Annotated in this window: 14 protein-coding genes; 6 read left to right on the top strand and 8 right to left on the bottom strand. The window is 36.7% G+C overall.

The window, feature by feature from the left end; genetic code table 11:
* Positions 1–90: 90 nt before the first annotated feature.
* The 4 genes from SJ312_RS20105 to SJ312_RS20090 form a co-directional block, all read right to left on the bottom strand.
* A complete protein-coding gene (locus SJ312_RS20105; protein ID WP_004264848.1) occupies positions 91–513 on the bottom strand; it encodes a GNAT family N-acetyltransferase in 423 nt (140 codons plus the stop codon).
* Positions 514–610: 97 nt separating this feature from the next.
* Complete coding sequence (locus SJ312_RS20100) at positions 611–1,141, bottom strand: MltR family transcriptional regulator (protein ID WP_036958979.1); 531 nt, start codon at positions 1,139–1,141, stop codon at positions 611–613.
* A 101-nt stretch (positions 1,142–1,242) separates the two neighbouring features.
* Positions 1,243–2,403, bottom strand: a complete 1,161-nt coding sequence (locus SJ312_RS20095) for a mannitol-1-phosphate 5-dehydrogenase (RefSeq protein WP_036958981.1) — start codon at positions 2,401–2,403, stop codon at positions 1,243–1,245.
* A gap of 11 nt (positions 2,404–2,414) precedes the next feature.
* On the bottom strand, positions 2,415–4,361 hold the full coding sequence (locus SJ312_RS20090) for a PTS mannitol transporter subunit IICBA (RefSeq protein ID WP_165880332.1): 1,947 nt from the start codon (positions 4,359–4,361) through the stop codon (positions 2,415–2,417).
* A gap of 552 nt (positions 4,362–4,913) precedes the next feature.
* Here SJ312_RS20090 and SJ312_RS20085 point away from each other — a divergent pair.
* Positions 4,914–6,149, top strand: a complete 1,236-nt coding sequence (locus SJ312_RS20085) for an SLC13 family permease (protein WP_096864903.1) — start codon at positions 4,914–4,916, stop codon at positions 6,147–6,149.
* 52 nt (positions 6,150–6,201) lie between these two features.
* Here the strand turns inward: SJ312_RS20085 and SJ312_RS20080 are convergent, their stop codons facing one another.
* Both SJ312_RS20080 and SJ312_RS20075 read right to left on the bottom strand, forming a co-directional pair.
* Positions 6,202–6,939 (bottom strand): cyclase family protein, encoded by a 738-nt coding sequence (locus SJ312_RS20080; RefSeq protein WP_004264854.1) that lies wholly within the window; start codon positions 6,937–6,939, stop codon positions 6,202–6,204.
* A gap of 228 nt (positions 6,940–7,167) precedes the next feature.
* Positions 7,168–8,010 carry a MetQ/NlpA family ABC transporter substrate-binding protein gene (locus SJ312_RS20075; RefSeq protein ID WP_094963177.1) on the bottom strand — a complete coding sequence of 281 codons (843 nt, stop codon included), beginning with the start codon at positions 8,008–8,010 and terminating at the stop codon, positions 7,168–7,170.
* 212 nt (positions 8,011–8,222) lie between these two features.
* Between SJ312_RS20075 and SJ312_RS20070 the strand changes: the two genes are divergently transcribed.
* The 5 genes from SJ312_RS20070 to SJ312_RS20050 all read left to right on the top strand — a co-directional run bounded on the left by SJ312_RS20070 (position 8,223) and on the right by SJ312_RS20050 (position 14,622).
* Positions 8,223–9,347, top strand: a complete 1,125-nt coding sequence (locus SJ312_RS20070) for a peroxidase-related enzyme (RefSeq protein ID WP_319868264.1) — start codon at positions 8,223–8,225, stop codon at positions 9,345–9,347.
* Positions 9,348–9,351: 4 nt separating this feature from the next.
* On the top strand, positions 9,352–10,812 hold the full coding sequence (locus tag SJ312_RS20065) for an NAD(P)/FAD-dependent oxidoreductase (protein WP_319868263.1): 1,461 nt from the start codon (positions 9,352–9,354) through the stop codon (positions 10,810–10,812).
* Positions 10,813–10,815: 3 nt separating this feature from the next.
* The gene (locus tag SJ312_RS20060) at positions 10,816–11,829 is read left to right on the top strand and encodes a methionine ABC transporter ATP-binding protein (protein WP_004264860.1); all 1,014 of its coding nucleotides are present in this window, start codon (positions 10,816–10,818) and stop codon (positions 11,827–11,829) included.
* The gene (locus tag SJ312_RS20055) at positions 11,826–12,494 is read left to right on the top strand and encodes a methionine ABC transporter permease (protein ID WP_165880328.1); all 669 of its coding nucleotides are present in this window, start codon (positions 11,826–11,828) and stop codon (positions 12,492–12,494) included. The genes SJ312_RS20060 and SJ312_RS20055 overlap by 4 nt, the downstream gene beginning before the upstream one ends.
* 361 nt (positions 12,495–12,855) lie before the next feature.
* The gene (locus tag SJ312_RS20050) at positions 12,856–14,622 is read left to right on the top strand and encodes a potassium/proton antiporter (RefSeq protein ID WP_243750229.1); all 1,767 of its coding nucleotides are present in this window, start codon (positions 12,856–12,858) and stop codon (positions 14,620–14,622) included.
* Between the two features lie 248 nt (positions 14,623–14,870).
* On the opposite strand, the gene SJ312_RS20045 is transcribed toward SJ312_RS20050, so the two are convergent.
* Together SJ312_RS20045 and SJ312_RS20040 are read right to left on the bottom strand one after the other, a co-directional pair.
* Entirely contained in the window at positions 14,871–15,164 is a 294-nt protein-coding gene (locus tag SJ312_RS20045) for a helix-turn-helix domain-containing protein (RefSeq protein ID WP_036959042.1), read from the bottom strand.
* Positions 15,165–16,279: 1,115 nt separating this feature from the next.
* The gene (locus tag SJ312_RS20040) at positions 16,280–16,471 is read right to left on the bottom strand and encodes a hypothetical protein (RefSeq protein ID WP_319868261.1); all 192 of its coding nucleotides are present in this window, start codon (positions 16,469–16,471) and stop codon (positions 16,280–16,282) included.
* Positions 16,472–16,798 lie beyond the last annotated feature (327 nt).

Here is a 16,798-nt window from a genome sequence, read left to right as displayed (position 1 = left end):
CTCTTCGTGTATCAAATGCTAGCCGCACAAAATAAATTTAAATGATAACAACAATGTCAACTTACAGCAGATTAAATGCAGTAAATATGATTATGATAATTCAGTTTTAGTGAGATAATGCCTTTCCATGCCTGTCTCTGGGAAATCAGGCAAGGACATTTGTTTTACATATCCTAATTTTTCATAAAAGGGTAAGGCTTGAAAACTGAATGTATCTACTAAACTATGAATACACCCTAATTTTATTGCTTCTCGTTCAGCGGTATACATCAATTTACTGCCTAACCCCATTTTTCTGGCGTCCTCACTTACCCATAAAAAATCGATACAAAGCCAATTTGCCTTTACAGAAGCCAGTAATCCACCAAGCATAACACCAGAGTCATTTTTAAAATAAACGCCTAACTCACTAAAACGTTCTGCATTCAAATATTGGATATTAAAACTACGTAACCCTGCAAGTAGTTCTTCTTTATCTTCAGTGGTGATTTCATGTGCAACAATAATATTCATTCTATATTCTATTGATAGTCGGATAATAAAGCATTATTTCATACATATTTACTTTGATAAGTAAACAATAAAATATCAGAGAATTGAGTTTACAATTTTAAAATACATCGGTTTCTATAATTTGGGTAATTAAAGCAGTTACAGATAATACTAACGATGATTTTATCATTTGTTGAAAACGGTGTTTTTGCAATTCAATTAATTGGTTATCGACAAGATCCTCTGGTTGATTGAATCTCATCATTTCTGGTAAAGGTTCCATACAATGAAGCATTTTAATACTGCCTAAAATTTCATCATCTGTAAAATTTATATTTAAATTTTCTGCTGATAACGATTCATTCAAAGCAAGAAATAATTCTATATCTTCATAGGTTTCACGAGAAATCGCCCCTAATGCAAATAGAAGTTTCAAACGAACCGATAACTCTCCTAATGGCCCATTTCCAGTTAAAAGTGGTTCAACTGCATATTTTACCGCATAATCATCCTTTCTAAAAACTTTTAACATTAATTTATCAATAGCTTGTGAAATTAAAAGAACGACCTCTTGAACAAATAAATTTACTTCCGGCCGTTGATTTAACCGCTCAAGAATCTGATTTTCAATGTTTTGTTTATTTTCCATATTAGCTTCTTTTATCACTTTATAGCTATACTACTTACTATCATACTGTAGATAGCCATAAAGTGACTGAACCTCAATTAATCAATCTATTATCCGTAATATCACTTGTTACTCAATATCAATAACTGGTATTGGGAACAGATTCTATCAACAACCTCGGGATATTGCTCTAACCCACAAAGCTCAACAACCGCTTGATATATACCTTTGTCAGCAATTAACTTTGCCATTTCATTTGCTTGAGGATCAGCTTCACATCTGAAATGCAATGCGGCAGCAATTCCTATGATCAGATTTTCATTTGGTAATTGGTATTCAAATGTGCCTAACAACGGTTTAATTAAGCGATCATTAGAACTTAACTTTCTCATAGGCTGTCGCCCTACTCGACTAACATCATCTTTTAAATATGGGTTTGCAAAGCGACTTAGTATTTTATCTATGTATTGATTATGTATTTGTGAATCAAAGCCATAACGTTGAATTAAAACTTGTCCACTTTCTTGCATAGCCGATTTAACAACAGTATGGATCCTCAAATCCCCAATTGACTCACTAATTGTTTGGTATCCATATAATTGTCCCAAATACGCTGTCATCGCATGGCCTGTATTTAACGTAAATAGTTTGCGTTCAACAAATGCCATTAGGTTATCCGTTAATTCCATTCCATTGATAATAGGAATATCACCAACAAATTGTGTCTGGTCAACAATCCACTCACTAAAGGATTCGACAGTAACGTCAAGCGGGTCATCATTCGCTGCATCCATCGGAGGAACAATACGGTCAACTGCGGAGTCTACAAAGCCAATATGCTGCTCAACCCATTGATGCAACTCTTCAGGCAATTGAGCCAATACATGTTGCTTTAGTTGGCTAGTTCCTCTTACCATATTTTCACATGCAATAATATTGAGCGGCTGGTTATTTCCCAACGATTTTCTATGAATAATGCCTTTAGCTATCGTTGAGGCAATTTTTTCCAGCACCTGTGGCCCGACTGCTGTTGTAAGCATATCTGCTGTTGCAATAAACTCTATCGTTTTAGGGTCATTACTATTAACAGCGTGAATGTGTTGGACTTTCTCAATACGATTTTCCTGACCAACAACATGAACATTATAAGATTGTTGATGTGCTAATTGGTCAATTAATGGCTGATTGACATCAGTAAAAGTTACTTGTGAATTTGCATCTGCTAATAATTTACCAATAAAACCGCGGCCTATATTTCCTGCACCAAAATGAATGACTTTCATTATTATTCTCCTCATGCTGCACTTTGAGACGCTAAAATTTCGAGTACTTCCTGAACATCTTGGGTTTCACATAAACGCTCAATAACCCCATCTTCATCTAAAGCGGAAGTAATTCGTGTGATAACTTCAATGTGCTCATTATTTTGTGCTGCAATACCAATAACTAGGCGGGCAATTTCATCAGGTTCTTCACCAAATTGTACGCCTTCAGGGTACTGGCAAATAACAATGCCAGTTTTTAATACTCGATCTTTTGCTTCTATGGTGCCATGAGGAACAGCAATAGATTCACCTAGATAGGTTGAAGTCAGTTTTTCGCGAGCTAACATCGCCTCAATATAGTCAGGCTCAACATAGCCACCCTCAACTAATTTTTGCCCCGCAAATTGGATGGCTTGCGTTTTATTCTGTGCAGATAGGTTTAAATGAATATGCTTTGCACTCAATGTAAATATCGCATCATGATCTTCTATTTCATAGGATTCATCATTTGCTGCAATAATCGTTTGTTTAATCAGTCGTCCATCATTTGCTGCTTGAGGATTTTTTTTAGCTATTAAGTTTGTTACAAGATCATTATACGTTTGGCTATCTAGGAAATTAGTCAACGATATATGCATTGCATTTGGTGCAAATGTTTTCGCTCTTTGTGTTAAATCTTTATGCGTTATCACAATATCAACGTTATCCGGCAGGTCGTTAATTGCCATGTTCGAAACAGAAATCCCTAATAAGCCCGCATCACGCACCTTTTTAGCTAATACCCCTGCTCCCATGGCACTAGAACCCATTCCTGCATCACAAGCTACAATAATGTTGCGTACTTCTGCTAAATTAACAGAGGTATTTTGATTGATTTCTACTGCTGCCGATGATTTTGATTGCGATTTCATATTACGCATTTTTTTCGTAGCATTTTCGAGCTCATCATCATCACCTATGCGAGTTTTCTTTAATAAAATCGCGGAAACAATAAAGGAAACTAACGTCGCACTGGTGACTGATAAAATCACACCGACCAATGATGACTTAGGCGTCATCAGCAGAACTGCAAATATTGAACCCGGTGATGCAGGAGAGACTAACCCTGCATGAAAAAGGTTCATAACAAACACTCCTGTCATCCCACCCAGAATAACTGCAAGAATTAACCGAGGTTTCATTAAGACATAGGGGAAATAAATCTCATGTATCCCACCAAAAAAGTGAATAATTGCGGCTCCTGGTGCAGATTGCTTCGCATTTCCTTTACCAAAAAACATGTAAGCAAGTAAAACACCTAAACCCGGTCCAGGGTTGGCTTCAATAAGAAAGAAAATAGATGCGCCAGTTTCAGTCGCTTGTTGAATACCTAAGGGTGAGAAAATACCGTGGTTAATCGCGTTATTTAGAAATAATATCTTGGCGGGCTCAACAAAAATAGACGTGAGTGGAAGTAAATTATTCTCCACCATCACATTCACGCCTGCTGCCAATATTTTGGATAGCCCCGCAACAAGAGGCCCAATAGCTAAATAAGCCAAAATGGCTAATAACATGCCTATAATGCCGGAGGAAAAATTATTCACCAACATTTCAAAACCTGTTTTAACTTTGCCTTCTATCCACAAATCAAAACGTTTTATTGCATATCCGCCTAATGGGCCAGCAATCATTGCCCCCATAAACATTGGCATATCAGCACCAACAATTACCCCCATTGTTGTTATTGCGCCGACTATTCCGCCCCGCTCTCCACCAACTAAACGGCCACCGGTATAACCGATTAATAGTGGTAGTAAATAAGTGATCATAGGGCCAACAAGTTGAGCTAATGTCTCATTAGGCCACCAGCCAGTTGGGATGAATAACGCCGTTATTAATCCCCAAGCGATAAAGGCACCGATATTAGGCATAACCATATTACTGAGGAAACGCCCAAAATTCTGTACCTTTAATTTGATATTTGATGTTACCATGACAAAACCCCGTGGTACGAAAATGATAAAGTTGTAACGTTATCGCCAAATAACGTCTGTGATTTTTTCAACACTTTCACTCTAGCATGAGCTTGATCAGATTCGCACCACGCGGGCCTTTTTGTGACCATCATCACCATCCACCCCCTATTTACCCCATCTTTATATTGACAAAGATCACAAAAAAATCATGTTACTAAATTACATTGCTCTTTTTTTGCACTAAAAAACCATTTTGCGTGATTTTAATCACAAAGAAAAAATCATAATTTATCTTCAATTGGTGACAATCATCACAATTTATTTTCTATTTATCTTTTTCTACCCAGTGAACTGCCAACATTTTTTCATCCGCACAGATCATTTCTCAATTTTGTAATAAAATTACTAAACGTATTTTCTATTTCATTTTCATTATGGCTACTATCTTTTTGAGATAGTCTTAAATAGAATCAACAGCAACGCATTATTATCAATACATTATTTAGCCTTGCTTCGTCAGGTGTTCACCGATAAATTACCTCTAATTTTCTTAATTAAAATGTGAATATCATGACGTTAACCGTTATTGTTTTTCTTTTGGTTTATATTGCGATGGGCTTTGGTAAGCTACCTGGCTTCAAAGTTGATAGAACTGGCGCTGCGGTTATTGGTGCCTTAGCTATGATGGCTATCGATAGTATTACCCCTCCCCATGCATGGAATGCTATTGATTACCGAACTATTGGTATGTTATTTGGGCTTATGGTCGTTTCTGCTTCTTTTGTTGTTTCTGGTTTTTATAGCTGGACCGCAAACCGGGTGGCGATGCTAAAAGTTTCACCACCAATATTACTAGCTGTTTTAATTCTTGTCGGCGGCTTTCTTTCTGCATTGCTCACGAATGATGTTGTTGTTGTCGCCATGACACCATTATTAGTATCAATTAGTTTATCTCGCGGTTTAAACCCAATTCCTTTTTTGCTTGGCTTTTGTTTCGCAGCTAATAACGGAGCGGCGGGCTCATTAATTGGTAGCCCACAGAATATGATCGCAGCGCAAGGACTCGATATCTCGTTTGTTGGTTTATTACAGGCGTCTGCAATACCAGCCCTGCTTTCCTTACCATTAACATGGTTGGTACTTGTTTGGTTATATCGTAATCGTTGGTATTTGACTAAAGAAAATACATTAGCAACGCCCCCTAAAACCACCCAAGAAACATTAAATGTATGGGAAACAGCAAAAGCTGGCGTTATTACTTTCGCAGTTATCATTACCTTTATTGTGACAGATATTCCTAAAGAACTTATAGCGTTAACGGCTGCTGGATTTTTATTATTAAATAGATCCATTGCCTCGAGTGATATGCTTAAACTCGTCGATGGCAATCTTTTATTACTCATCATGGGATTATTTGTCGTCAATGCCGCTTTTGCCGCCACAGGTCTTCCTCAGCAATTATTAACTGATTTGCGAAGCTATGGTGTGGATCTCAACAATCCATTAGCCCTATTTTTAGTTACTGGTGTTCTAAGTACTATCGTTGGAAACAACCCTTCAGTCATGTTACTCGTTCCCTTCTTAACACCTGAAGGTAATGCCGATTCGTTAGGCGCCGCTCTCGTTTTGGGTTCTGGTTTTTCAAGCAACTTACTGGTTTTCGGTAGTCTTGCTGGCATTATTGTGGTCGAACAATCAGCGGCATATGGCGTGAAAATTTCTTTTGGTGAGTTTTCTAAATCAGGGGGAGTTGTAGCACTCTTGTGTATGTTATTAGCTGCTGCATGGATTTTATTTGCTTTATAGTCGTTTTAGCCAATCTGCTATTACATTAGCAGATTGGTTATAATTATAAATTCTATGGCAGTATTGCAAAAGAACGAACAGGAAAACCACTAGCATTGTTTGGTTTAGCAACAATATTAAAAATTACAGCACCACGAGTGGGGACTTGGTCCAAATTAGCCAGTAATTCAACTTGGTATGTATCCTGTTCTAATACATAATACTCACCAAGTAACGCATTATTTTTTCGAAAATCTTTTGCTGCATCAGTATCAAATGTTTCATGGCCAATCGCTTTTATTCCGCGTTCTTCAAATAAAAATTTAAGTGCATCCATTCCCCAACCCGGTATTTGGTTATTGCCCTCGTCATCTTTATTATCCATCAGCTCTTGTGATGGCCAACGTTTACTCCAGTCAGTACGTAATGCAACAAAACTCCCTGATTCAATTCGGCCATTTTTCGCTTCAAAATTAAGGACATCATCAAGAGAAAATGCAAAATTAGGATCTTCTTTTGCCCTTTCAGACTGGTCAATAACAATCAATGGCAGAACAAGTTCTTTTAATTCAAGCTCATGTAAATAACGTTTCCCTTCAACGAAATGACAGGGAGCATCAATATGGGTGCCATATTGTCCTGGAAATGTAAATTGCTGTGCAAAGAAACCTTCTGGATAGCCAAATAATGTTTTAAACTCAGCAGAGTCAAACATAAAAAAATGCGGTGAGTCTTTATCGAAGCTATGTGTCAAATCAACCCATTTTTTAGATTTTATTACATTAAATGCATCAATTAATTCATTGCTCATATTTTCCCCTGTCAGTTCTATTTTCTAAATAAAATTATCTACAGACTATTTTTATAATGCCTTTCCTAACCTATTAAATAACGAAAAAACATCCTGTTGTCTACAAATTCAACACGAATCTTTTTCATATTAAATCAGTAAGATATTTATCTTTTATAGCAAAAAACCACTAATTAATAAAAATTAGTGGTTAACATAATATTAATAATAAAAAAATAGACTAGGATTTTATTTAGGGTATTTGTTCCAGCTGTCAGGTTCAATAAAACCATCATAAATACGCTGAGAACGAATATAATCTGCATACTCTTTAGATTCAAAAGCTTCTTTCAAATCTTTTGCCCACTGAGCATCTAGGTCTTTTTGCATGACAGTCACAATAACGCGATGCTCTAGCGGTGAGTTTTCTACAACTAAACCATCAGCAATACGTTGGCCAGCACTTGCCACATAGTTACCATTCACAACAACAAAATCAACATCATCTAATAATCGCAACCCTTGAGCCGCATCGGTTTCTCGAATATCTAAGTTATATTCATTTGGGGAGATATCATTAACACTAAAACTTAATGTACTCACATCAGGCTTAATTGTAATCCAACCTAACTTTTCCAGGATCCTAGCGCCACGCTCTGCATTAACGGGGTCATTAGATAACGCAACAATCATACCATCTTTCACATCATCCAGCGTTTTATGTTTATTTGACCGCAGGCTTTGAGGCGCACTCGGTGAGTCTGTCAATGCCACCATATTAATATTATTTTTTTTGTTATAAGCCTCCATATAGGCACGGCTTTGATTTACAGAAGCATCAATAGAGCCTTCTTCAAAAGCAGGGTTTATTTGCCTATTCTGTGAAAATTGGCGCAAATTAACGGTATAACCTTTTTTTTCTAAAATCGGTACAATACCTTTATCCACTTGGTCAATATAATTGCCAACACCAAAGCCTATTGTAATTTGTTTTTTATTAGGATTATCTTTTTCGCTATTATCGCCACACCCTGCCAACACAACTAAAGCAGTAGTAATTAAAGATAAGCCTATTATTTTTTGTTTTAACATATGTAACAACCCTGTAAAGATATTTTGGGCAGTATAATCATAATTAAAGAACACAACTTAGACTATATCGTTATAACTTAATACAAAAGTAATATAAGAGTCACTTGTAATTCTTTTTGGTTATAAATATATAACAAATAGATCGTTCGATTAGTGATGTGATTGATATGTAATGAAGGAGATAAAAACGTTTAAAAAAAGTGAGTTGCTTTATGACTATTTCCTATAATGATGTAATTAATTATTTAACTAATTTAACACCAGATTCCAATCTAGCTAAAATTCGCCATGAACGCTCAGTCGCGACTGAAAATACTCAAGCCGTATTTGAAGCTATTTTTTCTACGCCATCGACACTTCTCACAAATGATGTGAAATATTATTTTGCTCATGAAGTCGCGAAAATAACGGGAAGTCCCCGTCTCGCTGAATTTTATTTGCAATTAATAGACTCAATTCCTGATGAACCTCTTACCCAACCACTTTCCACAGCAAAAGAATATCTGCAAATTTTAACGCAATCACCTAAAGACACCCATTACCAATTAATTGCTGCATTAACTGAACAAGGTTGGCAAGAGAGTGACATCATTTTACTTGCCCAATTAATAACTTATGTCACCTATCAAGCTCGGCTAATCGAAGGGATCCTTTTACTGACAGATAATAGCAGCCTTACAAGTAATTCGTCCAAAGTTGTGGCTGGTAAATGGAACCATCAACTATTAACCCGAAAAGGGAACTCTTCTCCAACCTCTTTTACACAAGATAACTTAGGATGGGAAGCTTGGATTTCAGCAAGGGATGCGAAGACATTGTCTGTTGAAGAAGCTCAGGTTATGAAAAAATTTGGCCAATTAAACTCTGAATATTTTTTACTACTCGCACATCAAAGCAAAATTTTAGAATTACGAACTTTAGTTGACCGAGGCGTGTTTTATACCTCAGAAGGGTTACCCCGCTGGGAACGTGAATTTGCTGCGGCGGTAACGAGTAAAGTTAATGGCTGCATATACTGCGCTTCTGTACATGCTAGAAAAGCCAGTCAGTATGCAAAAGAACGACGTGCTGATGTTGATAAATTACTAGCAACTGCGACGGGTTCAGTACTTGCTGAAGGTTTTGATGACAGACTCCTAGCCATCACAGATTTAGTCGCCTCTTTATCTGCAACCCCCATCCAAGCCACAGCACCACAAATAAAAACACTACAAGCGTTGGGTTTATCTGAACTTGAATTACTCGATTTAGTTCAATCGACGGCCTTCTTTTCATGGGCAAACCGCTTGATGTTATCTCTGGGTGAACCCTTTGAAATAGTAGAAGGTAAGGAGTAATTCAATGGAACTGATTATGGGTTTAGAGGCATTAGAAGCGCAAATAAAACAAGATTTGCAGTATCTAAATTTACCAATAACGTCTTGGTCATTATCAAAAAATAACCCTGAAAACCAAGTTGTTGATGTCGCTATCATTGGTGCGGGTATGTCAGGTATTACAGCAGCATTCGCCCTGAAATTACGCGGTATCAACGCGATTGTTTTCGATCAAGCCCCTGCCGGCAAAGAAGGCCCATGGCAAAGCCCTGCACTAATGGAAACACTACGTTCCCCAAAACATGTGGTTGGCCCTGCGCTTGCATCCCCCTCTTTAACTTTTCAGGCTTGGTTTAAAGCCCAGTTTGGCATTCAAAAATGGGATGAACTCGATAAAATCCCACGCTTGCAGTGGGGAGAATACTTGCAATGGTATAAAACCATGACAGAACCCTATGTGCTTAATCAATATCGGTTAGTGGATGTGCAATTAAACGATAACTACCGTGAATTAATTTTTGATACCCCAGAAGGAACGGTCAGTTATCAAGCGCAACATGTAATTTTAGCGACTGGTATGGAGTCTTTCAGTGAAGCTAATATCCCTAGCTTTATGAATGACATCCCAACGAACTATTGGGAACATTCATATGCAGGTACTAACTATCGTCGCTTTAAGGGTTTAGACATTGGTGTTGTTGGCTATAGTGCAGGTGCTATGGATAGTTCAGCAACGGCATTAGAAAATGGTGCTAATTCGGTTGAAATTTTAATTCGTGCTAGCGATATGCCTCGTGTAAACCGAGGGAAAGTTGCTGGAAGCGCAGGTTTTACCAATGCATATGCCTATTTTACCGATGCTCAAAAATGGCATTACACGGACTATGTAGCCAAAGCCAAAACGCCAGCGCCCCACGGAAGCACATTAAGAGTATCTCGTCATGAGAATGCTTATTTCAATTTCAATACTCAAGTTAAATTTATTGAATTAAAAAACAAAAAGTTACATGTCACGACAACGACAGGTAAATTTATATTAGATTATTTGATCTTGGCAACTGGTTATCGGATTAATTGGGCCAAGCACAGCGCCTTTCATCGGTTATCACCGCTAGTTAAAACGTGGGGAGATGCATACACGCCATCCATTCATGAAGAAAATACAGAGTTAGCTTCACATCCTTATTTAGGTAATCACTTTGAATTTCAAGCGAAACACAAGCAAGACACACTAAAAATCAATCAGTTATATTGTTTCAACTTAAGTGCATCGCTCAGTATGGGGCCCGTTATAGGCTTAATCCCCGGAACTAATGTTGGGGCAGAACGGTTGGCTGACCATATTGCAGCTCAATTGTACTTGAGCCATCAAGAGCAACACCTTGAGCAAGTCAAAAATAGCCAAGAAGCTGAATTATTGGGTGATGAGTGGCAACCCGCAGCACCACCTTCAGAACGCATGCAATTAACTGATAATGTAGAGTAAATCATGATTACCTTTCAAAATATTCAAAAAGTCTATGAAAAAGATGGGCAGTCTTTAGTTGCATTGCAAGACATTAATTTGCATATCAATAAAGGTGATATCTTTGGATTTATTGGTTATAGCGGAGCGGGTAAAAGTTCACTTATCCGCTTAGTGAATCAATTAGAAAAACCAACCAGTGGGGCAGTTATTATTAATGGCCAAAATATTGCTGAACATACCCCTGCAGAAACTCGTTCACATAAAAAAAGCATTGGTATGATTTTCCAGCATTTCAATTTGCTAGAAACTAAAACTGTTGCTCAAAATATTGCGATGCCTTTATTACTTTCAGGTGTCGATAAACAAGAAATCACTCGGCGAGTTGATAGCATTCTTGAATATGTCGAACTTAGCGATAAAAAACACCAATACCCTGGGCAGCTATCCGGTGGGCAAAAGCAGCGTGTTGGTATTGCTCGTGCTTTGATCAATAACCCACAAATTTTGTTATGTGATGAAGCCACTTCAGCCCTTGACCCGCAAACAACTCGCTCAATTTTGCAATTATTAAAAAAAATCAATCAAGAGCAAAATATTACTATCTTGCTCGTAACTCATGAAATGGAAGTCATTGAAGAAATCTGTAACCGTGTAGCCGTTATGGAATCAGGAAAAATTGTCGAAGAAGGAACTGTACTTGATATTTTTGCAAATCCGCATCAAGACACAACCAGAAAATTTGTAGGGACAGTGTTAAATGAAGAAATTCCAGAACGCGTTCTACATAACTTAGAACACCAACAAGATGTTTATCGTCTTGAATTTTTAGGGTCCTCTGCGCAACAACCCGTTGTTAATGAGTTAATACTGAAAGAAATTGTCAAAATAAATATTTTGTTTGCCAATATGAAAGAAATTAGTGGTGTCGTGTTAGGCAGTATGTTTGTCCAATTTATTGGTGATAAAGAAAAAATTGAAGATGCAGTTTCTTTTCTTCGCCAACGTGGAGTTGCAGTTAATAAGGGGGCACTATGACACAATTATTCGAAACCGCTTTAACAACTAAACAGTTTTTATTAGCGATGTCAGAAACTTTTACGATGGTTAGCGTTGCGCTCGTATTAGGTTCTATATTTGGGATCCTATTAGGTATCGTACTTGTTGTAACGAGGCCAGAGGGTATTTGGGAAAATAAATGTATTTATCGCATTGTGAACCCGATAATTAATATTATTCGTTCATTGCCTTTTATCATCTTATTAGTTGCGATGATCCCCCTTACACGATTTATGGTAGGAACCTCAATAGGAACAACTGCAGCAATAGTGCCATTAGTCATTTTTATTGCCCCCTATACTGCACGTTTAGTTGAAAACTCATTACTCAGTGTACATTCGGGTATTATTGAAGCGGCTGATTCTATGGGAGCAACAAATTGGCAAATTGTTTGGCACTTTATTTTACCTGAAGCGAAGTCATCATTAATTCTAAGTTTAACCGCTGCCAGCATTACTTTAGTTGGTGCAACCGCAATGGCAGGAGCCGTTGGTGGTGGAGGTGTCGGTGACTTAGCACTAAACTACGGCTACCAGCGTTTTGATAATGTTGCAATGGCTATCACCGTTGTTACATTAGTAATTATCGTACAAGGCATGCAATTTATTGGTGACTATTTAGCGAAAAAAGCGCGCTTCCATTAATTAGATCGTGAAGGTCGAAAGAATATTCGGCCTTCTCTCTTTTAGCTTACTTTATAAGTGCCTATTTTTCCCCTCAATGCTTATGTCCCTCATTTCAAAATTATCTTTAGTTAAAAAATTAAAAATAAAGTGAACTGCAGTGCTTACTTATTCAAATTTATCGTTTTTTTACGTGATTTAACTCACTTTAATAATAAAAAATGCGATAAATAATCAAATTATTTAAATTTATTTATATTATAATCATGTAGATATACTTTTTAATGGATATTATCAGCTTTTCGCTAAAATAATCTATTCTCTATGTATATTTAGTCGTCTTGCTGTTTTTTCATTTTTTGCTTTCTACGCGCGCTTTACGATGCATCGTCAGCGTTTTATTCACTTACAGATTAAACTGATTATGCCAACTATTGAACAACTCATTTTATTGATTTCTATACTCATTCTTTTGGGAATTTTCTCTAGCAAATTGTCTGCTAGGCTCGGTTTACCTATGCTAGTCATGTTTTTGTTTATTGGCATGTTAGCAGGCGAAGACGGGATAGGTAAGATTACATTTGATAACGTGAATGTTTCCTATGCCGTTGGTTCTCTCGCCCTTGCTTTAATTTTATTTGATGGGGGTCTACAAACATCAGTAAAATCAATTCGTCTAGTTTGGAAACCATCTTTTACACTAGCAACATTAGGCGTTCTTGTCACCGCAGGTGTAACAGGTCTTGCTGCTGCCTATATTCTCGGCGTTCCTCTGCTTGAAGGGCTATTACTAGGCGCTATCGTAGGTTCTACCGATGCCGCCGCCGTTTTTTCCTTACTACGCAACGCGGGGATCTATTTAAATGAACGATTGCAATCCACTTTAGAAATAGAAAGTGCAACAAATGACCCTACGGCCATATTTTTAACTGTTGGTTTATTACAACTTTTAATGAACCCACAAGCTTCAGGTAGTGAATTAATTCTGCTGTTTTTTAGCCAAATGGGAATAGGTACTGTTGTTGGCTTGAGCGTTGGCTGGGTTTCAGTCAAAATTATCAATAAGATTAAGCTATTAGCTACTGGTTTGTATCCTGTGCTTGTCGCTGCATGTGGACTACTATCTTTCGGTCTCGCCAGTAATTTAGAAGGCAGTGGGTTTTTATCTATTTTTGTCACTGGTGTTGTGATTGGTAATCATCGGTTTGTTTTTCAACGCAATACATTTTTGTTCCATGATGGATTAGCATGGCTAAGCCAAATTATCATGTTCGTTATGCTAGGGTTACTTGTCAACCCAAGTTCTCTTATTGAAGTCTGGCTTGAAGGCTTAATTATTGCTCTGGTCTTAACGTTTATCGCGAGGCCATTGGCTGTAATACCTGTTCTAAAATTATTTGGTTTCCCTAAACCTGAAATAACATTAATTTCTTGGGTAGGGTTACGTGGCTCTGTTCCTATTATTCTTGCTATTTTCCCGTTTATCTACGGGCTACCTAATGCCCATTTAATTTTTGACGTGGTTTTCTTTGTGGTATTAATTTCAGCAACCTTACAAGGCTCAACCTTGCCTTACGTTGCACGTAAATTAAATTTAATGCAGCCACCTCCATTGATCCCTGCGGCCACTTTAGATATTACCGCAGTAGAACAAATAGACGCAGATTTAGTGGAATATACATTAGGAGAGGATTGCTCTGCAGTGGGTCGCCGATTATCGCAACTTGCATTACCTGACCAAACTGTCATTGCAATGATTACGCGTGAAAAAAGTGTTTTACCTCCAAGGGGTTCAACTACCTTTCATGCTGAAGACCATTTATTCGTTGTTCTTAAACCTGAAAATCGTATTTTTCTTGAACGCCTTTTTTCAGAAAAAAACATCTCTGAACACACTCCTATTGAACTTCCCGATACAGGGCTAAGTCTAAAAGGAACGACTCGATTAAATGAGATCTACTCATCTTATGGTATCCAAATTGATAATAGTGATGAAAGGACTCTTAACCAATTTATTTACGCTTCTATATCGGAACCTTTGCAAGATACCATCATAAAATTAGATCAACTGCAATTAAAAATTGGAGAGATGATAGGCACACGTATCGTAACCGTAATATTAGAGCCAATCAAAGAGCAGGAAGGTTAACGGAGCATAAATATCTTACCCAATATTTTTCTTAGATGTTGAGTAAAATCTTAAGTTATAATTATTTTAAGGATACAAAAATAAAAGCCCTTTCGGGCTTTTATTTGTTCTTTAATGAAACATAAGATAAAAACAGCTATTGTCATTTTAAGCTATAAATAGCAGGTATATTTAATTTATGTTCCTAATTGAAACAATTAAGAATTAAAGCGAATTACGTTTCATTCTAAAACAATATAGATATTTAGTTACACCAGAGTATATGCAGAGCTTTCAAACCCCTTATTACCCGTGCTCTCATCTACTTGAGTATCCTCTTGCAGGACTTCACTAAAAAACTCACCCATGTTAACGTCTAAAACTTTTAATACTCGAACTAGACAATCTATATCGATACGATTCACACCACGCTCGTAACGAAATAGCTGCTGTTCACTTATATCTATCTCTTTAGCTAACTGAAAAACAGTAAAGCCTTGAGCTCTTCTAAGGGCTTTTATTTTTTGTCCAACTGCACAAGCGACAGGATATTTCGTGTTCATAAACATTCTCGCTTCAATTTATATTTAAGGAAATAAAAATTAGCAGATAATTATCTACATATTTTATTTTTTATATTTATGTGTATAACATTGATAATGCTACAGACGATTCAGCATATATCTAACAGAATGATATACTACCCTTATAATTAGTTTCAACTAGTCCTAAATTGACATTGCAACTATGTAACAAAGTATTTCATGCTATACATTTCGTGTTTAAAATCAAAATAATACTTTAATATCACAAAGTTACACGCAACGTGTGTATCACTGCATAGTAATATTCCAGAGGATATGCCTAAACCCTTGGAATATTCATCTAAAAAAGACCTATGTAGCCGATGTATAACCTAAAAATAAAGGAAATAAATAGAATTATTTAACACTGTAACAATATTAATGTTATTGATACAATTAAACTCGATGAAAAGTGATAAACCCACTATAAATGATACTTTTATGTAAAAAATGGTAAAAACAGTCAATTTTATCTCTAAAACTCTCTAATTCGGCAAAATATCAGTACGTTAAAAAGCCAGTTAAACTGTTACAATTAGTAAATTACTAAATTTTTAAAGTAGCAAGAGATGGATTTATTATCTACAAGTACCAAACATAACAAAACCATAACGTTAAGAAAGCTTATTATTCATTTTACTAGATGAATATCACAAAATTATGAAAAATAACTTTCATCGACGGTCTGTTTTTGATTCCACTGGTTTCTGTTTTTTTCAGGATGAAGGGTAATACAAAATTTTAAAAATAAACACAATTTAAGCATTTATAGCTAAATTACAGATTTTTATATTTACGATATAATGAAAGCTATTTATAAAAAATGATAATTACTCGTCCATTCTATTGAAGAGTAATTAGCCATTCATTTATGCTTAAATGACGTCATTATATTTTAAAATATATCCTGCTAATGCCATATTGGAATATAGACATAAAAACTAAGTGGCTTTTCAAAGTACATCTTGAATTATTTCACATATTAGGCGGGCTGTGTAGCCGATAATTCTCCAAGTTCTTATCATGTTACTTAGAAAATGTAACTTACAAAATATGTGTATTATTTAGTGATTAAGTGTTTACTTAGCTAAGTATTAGTTTGGATTACTTGCTTGATAATGGCTTGAGATGGTGGGTCGTGCAGGATTGAAATCCTTCGGATTTACCCTACGGGCTGAACCTGCAACCAGCTTGTCGAGGTATGGATTAACGACTGAGTGTTTACTTAGGTGACGGTTAAATTGGATTACTTGCTTGGGAATGGCTTGAGATGGTGGGTCGTGCAAGATTGAAATCCTTCGGATTTACCCTACGGGCTGAACCTGCAACCAGCTTGTCGAGGTATGGATTAACGACTGAGTGTTTACTTAGGTGACGGTTAAATTGGATTACTTGCTTGATAATGGCTTGAGATGGTGGGTCGTGCAGGATTGAAATCCTTCGGATTTACCCTACGGGCTGAACCTGCAACCAGCTTGTCGAGGTATGGATTAACGACTGAGTGTTTACTTAGGTGGTTGTTAAATTGAATTATTTGCTTGAGATGGTGGGTCGTGCAGGATTCGAACCTGCGACCAATTGATTAAAAGTCAACTGCTCTACCGACTGAGCTA

Origin of the sequence: Providencia sp. CIM-Carb-044, assembly GCF_033901115.1 — a bacterium.
Taxonomy (GTDB): Bacteria; Pseudomonadota; Gammaproteobacteria; order Enterobacterales; family Enterobacteriaceae; genus Providencia; species Providencia hangzhouensis.
The sequence above is the reverse complement of the archived record's forward strand: the minus strand, read 5'-3'. Positions and strand labels throughout refer to the sequence as shown.